At 64.9% G+C, this 6,555-nt stretch carries 6 protein-coding genes; 1 reads left to right on the forward strand and 5 read right to left on the reverse strand.

The genetic code is table 11. The annotated features are described in order from the left end of the window. Positions 1-288: 288 nt before the first annotated feature. From JX325_RS11445 to JX325_RS11465, 5 genes are all read right to left on the reverse strand, one after another. Positions 289-1,644 (reverse strand): uracil-xanthine permease family protein, encoded by a 1,356-nt coding sequence (locus JX325_RS11445; RefSeq protein WP_204791249.1) that lies wholly within the window; start codon positions 1,642-1,644, stop codon positions 289-291. A 109-nt stretch (positions 1,645-1,753) separates the two neighbouring features. Continuing rightward, a complete protein-coding gene (locus tag JX325_RS11450; RefSeq protein ID WP_204791250.1) occupies positions 1,754-2,641 on the reverse strand; it encodes a GerMN domain-containing protein in 888 nt (295 codons plus the stop codon). After that, a complete protein-coding gene (locus JX325_RS11455; protein WP_243414056.1) occupies positions 2,638-4,032 on the reverse strand; it encodes a cell wall metabolism sensor histidine kinase WalK in 1,395 nt (464 codons plus the stop codon). The genes JX325_RS11450 and JX325_RS11455 overlap by 4 nt, the downstream gene beginning before the upstream one ends. A 19-nt stretch (positions 4,033-4,051) precedes the next feature. Beyond that, entirely contained in the window at positions 4,052-4,729 is a 678-nt protein-coding gene (locus tag JX325_RS11460) for a response regulator transcription factor (protein ID WP_204791251.1), read from the reverse strand. Then, complete coding sequence (locus JX325_RS11465; RefSeq protein ID WP_243414057.1) at positions 4,726-5,100, reverse strand: helix-hairpin-helix domain-containing protein; 375 nt, start codon at positions 5,098-5,100, stop codon at positions 4,726-4,728. Before JX325_RS11465 ends, JX325_RS11460 begins: the two co-directional genes overlap by 4 nt. A 118-nt stretch (positions 5,101-5,218) precedes the next feature. Between JX325_RS11465 and JX325_RS11470 the strand changes: the two genes are divergently transcribed. Then, positions 5,219-6,555: D-alanyl-D-alanine carboxypeptidase family protein (locus JX325_RS11470; protein WP_204791253.1), on the forward strand; the 1,337-nt coding region annotated here is incomplete at its 3' end.

The following is a 6,555-nucleotide window of genomic DNA, read 5'->3' on the forward strand; positions in this document are numbered from 1 at the left end:
AAATGATAGAGAGACTGTCTATGCCAAGTTGTTTTTTTCGAGCAGACGACGCCATACGAGGTAGGAGTCCGTCTCGTGGGCTCGGAGATGTGTGTAGGAGACAGGGGTGGGACATATCCTCCAGGGTGACCGCCAGGGTCTTGGCCTGGGGAGACAGGTTCTCCAAAACGATTTCCGGAGAAAGATCCTTTCCCCGGCCGGTATTGTCCAGGGGGAAGCGTCCGCCGTCCTCCAGGCCGGGGCAGCGAAAGCGCAGAATTTCGATTTCCATGGTTACCTCAATTTCTCTCAAGCTTTCTCTTTGGGCAGAATCAGGTTCAGCAGCACCGCCATCAGCGTGGCGATGACCACCGGGGATTTGCCGAAAATCATGGTGAAGCCCTCCGGGAACTGGGCCAGGGCCCCGCTGGCCTGGGATACGCCCACGCCCAGGGCGGCGGACAGGCCCACGATGGTGGTGTTCCGGGCCGTCAGGCTCTGGGAGGCGATGAGCTTCATGCCCGTCATGGCGATGGTGGAAAAAACGGTGATGGTGGCCCCGCCCAGAACGCACTGGGGGATGGTGGTCAGCACCGCCGCGAACTTGGGGGACAATCCCGCCAGCAGCAAAAAACCGCCGGTCATGGTAAAGACCACCCGGTTCACCACCTTGTTGGTGGTGACGATGCCCACGTTCTGGGAGTAGGTGGCGGTGGGCAGGCCGCCGAAAAAGGCCGTCAGGATGTTGCTGAAGCCATAGGCGATGATGCCCCCCTGAAGCTCCTGGTCCGTGGGGTCCCGGTCCAGGCCGCCCACGGTGGTGGCGGTGAAGTCGCCGATGGCCTGGATGGAGTTGATGGCGAAGAGCAGACCGATGGCCACGCAGGAGGGCAGGTCAAAGGTGACGCCGAAGTGCATCACCCGGGGCAGGGAAAACCAGGCGGCAGGCCCCACCTCGGCGAAGGAAACCATGCCGAAGAACATGGAAATCACATAGCCGCAGAGCATGCCGATGAGGATGGAGGCCAGCTTGCAGATGCCCTTTCCGTGGTTGTTCAGCAGCATGACGATGGCCAGGGTCAGCGCGGCCACCAGCCAGTTCTGCCAGGAGCCGTAGACCAGGGCCTCCGTCTGGCGCTTNGTTNCCACNACCAGCTCANATGTATTGGCGGTTCCTCCCGCCATGTAGTTGATGGCCGTGGGGTAGAGGGACAGGCCGATGGTAAAGACCACCGTGCCGGTAATCACCGGCGGAAACAGGAGGCGGATTTTCTTCACGAACACGCCCACCACGATGGCGACGATTCCGCCCACGATCATGGCCCCGGCCACGGCCCCCACGCCGCCCCCGGCGGAGGCGATGGCCTGCATGCTGGGCACGTAGGCAAAGCTGACGCCCATGATCACCGGCAGGCCGGAGCCGAAATACTTATTCACAGGGTAAAGCTGGATGAGGGTGCACACGGCGGACATCACCAGGGACGCTTGAATCAGCAGTACCTGATCCGCCGGGCTGAGGCCGATGGCCCCGGCGATGATGATGGGCGGCGTGACGCAGCCCACAATCATGGCGACAAGGTGCTGAAGGGACAGGGAGACGGCGGACCCAAGCGGGGGAATGCCTCGAATCTGGAACAGCGCCTGCTGGCCGGAGGGGGTTGTCATGGCGGGGTTCTCCTTCCTGTTTCTTCTGTCTTAATGGACGGCGGGCCTTAAAAAAAGGTCCACCTTTCCCAGTGTACAGGAGCGAAAACCGGATGTCAAGGACAAAACTTTACTCTTCCTCGCCGCCGAAGGCCCCCAGGTCCCNGCGGAATTCACCGTCCACCAGGAACCGGACCTCCTCCACCGCCTCCAGGGAGGAAAGAGAGTCCTCCAGGGCCCGGAGGGCGGTTTGGAGGGCGCTTTCCCCCAGCCCCTCCAGCAGGGCGGAGGAGAGATTTACATAGCAGATGTCCTCCTCCAGCCAGACGGACTTCACCTGGAAGCCCTCCGGCAGGGGGGACAGCAGGTCCCGGCCCTCCGGGCGGCCCTCCAGGGCCTTGGCCACGGCGGAGACCTGGGTGTCGCCCTCGTAGAGATCCAGAATCTGCTCCGCCGCCGTGAGGCGGCCCTCCTGGTTCAAAAAGTAAAGCCGGGCCTCCACGGTGCTGACGACNTCCTCCTCCGGGGTCAGCAGCAGCTCCCGGAGGTTNAGCACCTGCCGGTCCCGGTAGGCCAGTTCCCGGCCCCGGACGGTGATCTGGACGGAAGAGACCTCCGGCACCTGGGAGAGGGTCATGGCGATGGCGCTNTCCGCCAGGGTCAGCGCCACGCCGGACAGGCTCTCATAGGAGGGGGACAGGTCCACCCGGGCCCGGTCCCCCTCAATCTCCAGGGAAAGGAGAGTAGTCCCGGCGGGGAGGGTGCTTTTTAAGGTCTCGTCGGCGGGGCCCTNCAGCANCTCGCTGATCAGCGCCTCCGCCAGGCGGGGGGCGCTGTCCGTCTCGGCGTCGTATAAGTACACGGTTTCCGTGCGGAAGGGGGACTCCCCGGCGGAGTAGGTCAGGTCCGCCTCCTGGAAATAGAGGTCATAGGCGGTGCGGGCGGGTTCCTCCCGCCGGCAGCCCGCCGGCAGCAGGAGCANGGGGACAAGCAGNAGGAGACCGATTCGCTTTTTCACGCGTCCTCCCTCCTCTCCAGCGCGGGCCAGCGGACGGTGAACACCGCGCCTCCGCCGGGGCGGTTGGCGGCCTCCACGGCGCCGCCCCGGCGCTTCACCGTGTCGCTGACGATGGCGAGGCCCAAGCCCGTGCCTCCCGCGGCCCGGGACCGGGCCTTGTCCACCCGGTAGAACCGCTCGAAAATCCGGGGCAGATCCGCCTCGGGGATACCCGCGCCGTTGTCCGCCACGGTGAGGACCACCAGCTCCCCCACCCGCTCCAGGGAAACCTGGACGGAGCCGCCGATGGCGGAGTACTTCACCGCGTTGTCCACCAGGTTGTAGATAACCTGATGGGTCTCGTCCCGGGTGCCCAGAACCGCGCAGTCCCCTCCGGCGGAGTAGGTGAGGTCCACGCCCNTCTCCTGGGCGACGAGGTTCATCATCCGCATGACCTGCTCCAAAACCGGCAGAATGTCCACCGCCGCCGGGGGCTCCAGCACGCCGCTGTCCAGCCGGGTCAGGCGGAGGAGGTCCTCCGTGATGCGGGAGAGGCGCTCCGCCTCCCGGCCGATGTCGGTGACAAACTCCTTGGTGGTTTCCGGGTCGATGTTCTCCGTCTGCAAAATGGAGTCCGACAAAAGGCGGATGGCCGCCAGGGGGGTTTTCAGCTCGTGGGACGCGTCGGAGACAAAGCGGCGGCGGGCGTTCTCCGTGGTTTGGAGGCGGTCCGTCAGGCTGTTGAACTCGTGGCCGATCTGGGCGATCTCGTCCCGGCCCCGGATGTCCGCCCGGTGGCTGTAGGCCCCCTCCCGCACCTGGCGGATGGCGGTGAGGAGCAGGCCGATCTTATGGGTCAGGGCCTTGGAGAGAATCAGGCTCAGCACCAGCACCAGCCCCCCCGCCACGGCGGAGAGGCGCAGCAGCGTGTCCTGAAGCCCCAGGAGCAGGGCGGCCTGCTCCGTGTCGTACTCATAGGCATAGACCGCGCCGATCACCTGGTTTTGATACATGATGGGCGAGGAGGCCCGGCTGCGGAAGGCCCCCTGCCGGAAGGTGCAGCTAAACGCGTCATAGCCCAGCAGCGCCTGGACGATCTCCGTGTAAAGGGCCATGCTTCCCACGGCGGAGCCGGTCTCCCGGGTGTCGTAGAGCACCCGGCCCGCGCTGTCGGTGACCAGGATGCGGGAGAGGCCCGCCTCCTCCGCCACGGCCATGGCGTCCGCCACGTTCTCCTCCGTCAGGGGGGAGAGGCCGGAAAGGGCGTTCANCNTGACGGAGACGCTGCTTTGGAGGTTGGTGGCCTTAGAGTGGAAGACCAGGTCCTCGGACACCAGAAGGGGATAGGTGTTCAGCAGCAGCAGCACCGCCAGAATGACGGCGATGTAGCTCAGGCCGACGCGGAACTGCAAGCTGCCCCAGCAGGGGCGTTCACTCCTTGAAATAGTACCCCACCCCCCACTTGGTCATAATGTGGTCCGGCTCCGCCGGGTTCTCCTCCAGCTTCTCCCGGAGGCGGCGGATGTGGACGTCCACCGTCCGGTAGTCCCCGGCGTAGCTGTAGCCCCAGACCACGTTCATGAGATTTTCCCGGCTGTAGACCCGCCGGGGATTGCGCATCAAAAGCTCGATGAGGTCGTACTCCTTGGCGGTGAGATCCACAGGCGTCTCCCCCCGGGCGGCGGAGCGCTCCTCCGTGTTCAATGTGATGCCCCCGGCGGTCAGGATGCTGCCCCGGGTCCGCTGGACCCCGGCGGCCCGGCGGAGCAGGGCCCGGACCCGGGCCTTCAGCTCCAGGATGTTGAAGGGCTTGGTCAGGTAGTCGTCCGCCCCGCACTCAAAGCCNATNAGCTTGTCCGCGTCNTCGCTCNTGGCGGTCAGCATGATGACGGGCACGTTGGAAAATTCCCGGATGCGCATGCAGGCCTCCAGCCCGTCCACCTCCGGCATCATCAGGTCCAAAATAATGAGATCCAGCTTGCCCTCCCGGGCCAGCTCCACGGCGGCGGCGCCGTCATAGGCGCACTCCACCTCATAGCCCTCGTTCTNCAGGNTGAATTNGATTCCCTTCACCAGGGNCCGCTCGTCGTCCACCACGAGTATTTTCATTCGCTGTCCTCCACTGTCACAAGTCCCTCCAGCGCCGCCAGCTTCCCCTGGCCGATGCCGGAAACGTTCGTCAAATCCTCCACGGCTTCAAAGGGCCCGTGCTCCTCCCGGTATTCCACGATCCGCGCCGCCAGCGCCACCCCGATGCCGGGGAGGGCGGTCAGCGCCGCCTCGTCCGCGGTGNTGAGGTTTACCGGGGACAGGTCCGGCCGGACCTCCTCCACGGGGGCCGTCAGGGCCGTCTCCACGGAGGTGGGCGCCTCCATAGCCGCCCGGTCCCGGAGAAACAGGCCCAAAAGCAGGCACAAAAACAGCCCCGTCAGGCCCAGCAGGGCCCCTTCTCCCCAGGCGGCGTTCCGGCGCGTCTCCATGGTTGCGTTCCTCCGTTTTTTTTGGTANACTGTAGGGGAAATCATCGAAGGGCGGCGCTTCGCCGCCGGTTCTGCCTTTGGCTAACGCCTATTATAACACAAACTTTGGGGGATGGATATGAAAACAAAGCGCTTTATATCAGTTTTTTTCCTGGCCCTTCTGCTGGCGGGGCTGCTGGCCGTCCCCGCCCGGGCGGCGGGCCCGGACGTCTGGTCCGGAAAGGTGACGGACCCACAGGTCCAGGCCAAGGCCGCCCTGCTGGTGGACCGGAAGACCGGGGCGGTAATCTATGCCTTAAACGAGCATGACGAGCTCTACCCCGCCAGCCTCACCAAGATCATGACCTGCCTATTGGTGCTGGAGGCCATCGACGANGGGCGGCTGAAGCTGAGCCAGGAGGTCACCGCCACCCCCACGGCCCTGGAGGGGCTGGCGGAGGACGGCAGCACCGCCGGCATTGAGGCCGGGGAGATTTTAACGGTGNATCAGCTTCTCTACTGCCTGATGGTGGTCTCCGCCAACGAGGCCGGGGCCATTNTGGCGGAGAAGATCTCCGGCTCTGTGGACAGCTTCGTGGACCGGATGAACGCCCGGGCGGAGGAGCTGGGCTGTGAGAACACCCACTTCATGAACCCCCACGGATACCACGACTCCCTGCACTACACCTCCGCCTGGGACCTGTACCTCATCACCAAGGCGGCCCTGGAGCACCCCATGTTCATGACCGTCTGCGACGCCGCTTCCCACACCGTCCCGGCCACCAACATGTCCGAGGAGCGCACCCTCANCAACACCAACTTNCTCATCCGCAGCGGCCGGGAGTACTACAACCCGGACGTTCACGGCGTCAAGACCGGGTCCCACTCCCAGGCGGGGAACTGCCTGGTCACCACCGCCCAGCACGCCAGCATGGATCTGCTCTGCGTCATTCTGGGGGCGGAGCGGACGCAGGATGAAAAGGGCATCTGGTGGACCTACAGCTTTGTGTACACGGNCAAGCTCTACAACTGGGCCTTCGACAACTTTTCCTATCAGGTCATCCTCAAGGAGGACGACGCAGCCGGGGAGGCCCCGGTGTCCCTCTCCTCCACGGACCATGTGACCCTCCGCCCCGCCCAGGCGGTGGAGCTGCTGCTGCCCAAGGGGGCGGACCTGGAGGAGCTGGAAAAAACCGTCGTCTTGAAATCCGACCCGGTGGAGGCTCCCATCACCGAGGGAGACGTGCTGGGCTCCATGACCGTTTCCCTGGACGGAGAGGAACTGGCGGAGGTGGATCTGCTGGCCTTCACCAGCGTGGAAGCCTCCCGCATCCGGGTCCTCTGGCGGGACGTGAAGGAATTTTTCTCCACCGCCGCCGCCAAGGCGGCCCTGGGCGTGGTCTTGGTCCTGGCCGCGGTTTTCGGGGGCTGGAAGCTGCTGTTCAGCCGCCGCCGCTACCGCTATGGCCGCAGCGT

The organism is Oscillibacter sp. CU971 (assembly GCF_905219725.1).
Taxonomy (GTDB): Bacteria; Bacillota; Clostridia; order Oscillospirales; family Oscillospiraceae; genus Oscillibacter.